The following is a 548-nucleotide window of genomic DNA, read 5'->3' on the forward strand; positions in this document are numbered from 1 at the left end:
AGCCTAGGTTTTTTCTGATCTGAATTAGCGTCTTGGCTCCCGGCTTTCGGTCGGGAGTCACCGTAAAGTGTCCTAGATTATTTAACTGGTAACGCTCTTCAAAATAACCGTACGCATCATGGAAAACGAAGTATCCTTGGTTCTTCACTGGTGCTAACTGCTGCTCTATTTCCTTATCTTTAGCCGCAAGCTGTTCTTCAAATTTAACAAGATTGTTGCTGTACGTTTTCGCATTAGCTGGATCGATTTCCGCCAATTTGTTCACAACAGCTTGGGCGACCTGTTTAACCGGTTTAATACCCAACCAAAAGTGCGGGTCGTGGCTACCGTGGTTATGACCGTCGTGATCATGCGAATGCTCACTATCAAACTCACGAAGCGCTAGATTTGGTACTTCGCTTAGCGTCAGTGTACTAGATCTATTTGATACGACTTTTTCAAGAACCGGTTCCAAATCATGACCATACCAAATCACCAAATCCGCAGACGCGACTTTTTTTACATCAGAAGGTCGCAGCGAATAATCGTGTGGTGATGCGTTTGACTGA

Annotated in this window: 1 protein-coding gene; it reads right to left on the reverse strand. The window is 44.5% G+C overall.

Annotated elements, in window-relative coordinates; translation table 11 throughout:
• Positions 1 to 548 (reverse strand): zinc ABC transporter substrate-binding protein (locus R8O11_RS30515; protein WP_318195299.1); only part of this gene is annotated, 548 nt, incomplete at both ends.

It is taken from the genome of Vibrio sp. 1288 (assembly GCF_033344475.1).